Genomic DNA, 2,883 nt, shown 5'->3' with positions numbered 1-2,883 from the left:
GCGAGCAAGGACGGCAAAGCAGCACCCATCGCCCTCGACTTTCAAGGCAACGTCGTTGCCGGCAAGAATTGATCACCAAGCAAGGAAAAATCAGATGAAAACCGTAACAGGACTCTTCGACAATTACGATCAAGCAAGCGACGCTGTGGGTGAGCTTGAAGCCACCGGCGTTCCGCACGACGATATTAGCATCGTGGCGAGCAATTCGAGCGGCCGGCTTACCGGCGAAGCGTCGGAGGCTGGCGAGGATGCGGCGGCGGGGGCTGGTGTCGGCGCCGTTATCGGAGGGGCCGGCGGCCTGCTCACCGGCCTCGGCCTGATGGCCATACCTGGTGTCGGCCCCGTGGTTGCCGCGGGCTGGCTGGCAGCGACTGCGGTCGGCGCTGTCGGCGGTGCCGTGGTCGGTGGCGCAGCTGGTGGCATCATCGGCGCGATGACAGAGTCCGGTGTGCCGGAAAACGACGCACATGTTTATGCCGAAGGCGTTCGGCGTGGGGGAACAATGGTCACAGCCAGGGTCGAAGACGACCTAGTCCCCGACGCGGAAGAGATACTGAAGCAATATAATTCCGTCGACATCGCCCGCCGTCGAAACGAATACGAAGCAGGCGGTTGGACCGGCTTCGATCCAACGGCTGATGTCTACACAGGTGATGACCTGGAGGGGGCCAGAGGGCGTCGCAACGTGTGAGATGAAATGACTGGGCGGCTAACAGGCCGCCCTGCGCGATGTGCAACGCTCGTATCTCAGGTTAGCGGCAAGATCGAATGTCGTTGTGACGGCTTGCAGTTCACCATGGCCCTGCCGCTGCGCAAAACACGCCTTGTGCCGACTTTTGCTTGCTTTCCCTTCGCCCCGATAAACGGCTGGAACCAAGTGTCTATCGCCGCGGGCGGGACGAGAGGGCCACCGTTGGCGACACCAACCGGAATGTAGTGTCATGTGGGATTTCCAAGGAGGGCATCCGAATATCGATGTCAGTCCACTGGCCAAACGATCATAAGCATCGGCACGGCAACAATGACTACGAGAAAAGATAGGGGCAGTCCCAGACGGGGATAGTCGCTGAAGCGGTAGCCACCCGGCCCCATGACAAGCGTGTTGCACTGATGTCCGATCGGGGTGAGAAAGTCACAGCCGGCGCCAATGGCGACAGCCATCAAAAATGCTTCCGGCCGGTAGCCCAGATCACTAGCAAATTCGGCGGCGATAGGCGCCATGACAAGGACGGTGGCGGCATTGTTGAGGAATGGCGTAACGGCCATGGCGGCGACAAGGATGAGCATCAGTGCGCCGGACGCCGGAAGAATGGTCCCTAGTTTGGCAAGCTCGCCGGCAACTACTCCCGTCGCCCCTGTACTGCGTAGCGAATCGCTTACTGGAATGATAACGGCCAGCATCACGAGGATAGGCCCATCGAGCGATTGGTAGACGTCGCGGAGCGGAATGACCTTGAAAAGCACAACCGCGACAGCGGCCGCGAAGAAGGCGACGGAGACTGGCAGCAGCCCAAACGCCGTCGCCACCATGGCGAGAGCAAGGATTACTACCGGCACGATACCCTTGCGGACGCTACCAAGAAGGATAGCTCTTTCTGCCAGCGGTAAGCAGCCGAGTTCACGAAGTATCTCGGGCATCCTGGCTGCACTGCCCCGCAAAACGACAACGTCCCCGAGCCTCAGCTCGACTTCGGCCAGCCTGCGGTCGAGGCGCTCCCCGCGACGGCTGACAGCCAGGAGGTTGACATTGAAGCGATCGTAAAGGGCAAGGCGCTGGGCGGTCCAGCCGATCAAAGAGGAGCTTTCACCGATTACGGCTTCGATAGCGACCATTTCGTTGGTGGTGTCGTCGCCACCAACCCTATCCCCGGTCACGCTGAGCCTGCCCTGGGAGACAAGGCGATCCAGCGCTTCTGGGTCGCCCTCGAGCAACAGGATGTCATTCACCTTGAGGATCGCGTCGGGCAGTGGCGTCATCCGCATCGTGCGATTGCGCAGAATCGACGTCACGATTGCATCGCCGCCGGCGAGCTTCATGAGGTCTGCGACGGTTTTCCCGAGCACCGTGGAGTCGGCGACAATTCGAGCCTCCGTAAGGTAGTTCTTGATGTCGAGGGCTTCGTTCAGTGATCCGCCAAGCTTTTCGCGCACCGGCAACAACCAATAGAAAAACAGAAGGAAGATCGTTCCGGCAGCGGCTATGGCAGCTCCAACAGGTGTGAAGTCGAACATTGTGAAGGCGGTTCCGGTCAGTTCCTCTCGTACTCGGGACACAACGATGTTGGGAGATGTTCCCACCTGCGTCATTAGGCCGCCGAGCAGTGACCCGAACGCCATAGGCATCAGAAATATCGAGGGTGAAATGTTAGACCGGCGCGCGAACTGGAAGGCGATCGGAATCATGATAGCGAGCGCCCCGATATTCTTTACAAAGGCAGAGAGGATCGTGACCACGATCACCAGCAGCGCCAGTTGCGACCGAACTCCCGATAATTTCGGAGCAAAGCGCTTGATGGCGGCCTCCATGATACCCGAGCGCGATATCCCTGCGCTCACCAGCAGAGCGCTGCCGACAATAACCACGATATCGTCGCTGAACCCGCTGAAGGCTTCGTCAAGAGGCACAATGCCAACCGCGAGAGCAAGCAACAGTGCCGCGGCCGCGACCAGATCATAACGATAGCGACCCCACACGAACGCTGCCATCATCGCGAAGGTTACGGCGAATGACAAAATTTGCTGCGTCGTCATGTCTTCGAATGCCCCAGCCGCCAATGCGACTGATCAGAACGGCCAAACCGCCCCTTTTGTTGCTTCGCTGATTGCGGCTTTGCCAGCACGATCCTGAACGCCATCGGGCGATGGTCCCACGGCTTCCAGCGC

The 2,883-nt window shown here is 59.6% G+C and carries 2 protein-coding genes; one reads left to right on the top strand and one right to left on the bottom strand.

Translation table 11 applies throughout. The annotated features are described in order from the left end of the window. The first annotated feature begins 94 nt into the window (after positions 1–94). The gene (locus EN750_RS27345; RefSeq protein ID WP_127398531.1) at positions 95–691 is read left to right on the top strand and encodes a general stress protein; all 597 of its coding nucleotides are present in this window, start codon (positions 95–97) and stop codon (positions 689–691) included. Between the two features lie 287 nt (positions 692–978). On the opposite strand, the gene EN750_RS27340 is transcribed toward EN750_RS27345, so the two are convergent. Further along, positions 979–2,751, bottom strand: a complete 1,773-nt coding sequence (locus tag EN750_RS27340) for an SLC13 family permease (protein ID WP_127398529.1) — start codon at positions 2,749–2,751, stop codon at positions 979–981. Positions 2,752–2,883: the final 132 nt, after the last annotated feature.

It is taken from the genome of Mesorhizobium sp. M7A.F.Ca.ET.027.03.2.1, from assembly GCF_003999175.1.
Taxonomy (GTDB): Bacteria; Pseudomonadota; Alphaproteobacteria; order Rhizobiales; family Rhizobiaceae; genus Mesorhizobium.
Note: the sequence above shows the minus strand (reverse complement) of the source record. Positions and strands in the feature narration are given on the sequence as shown.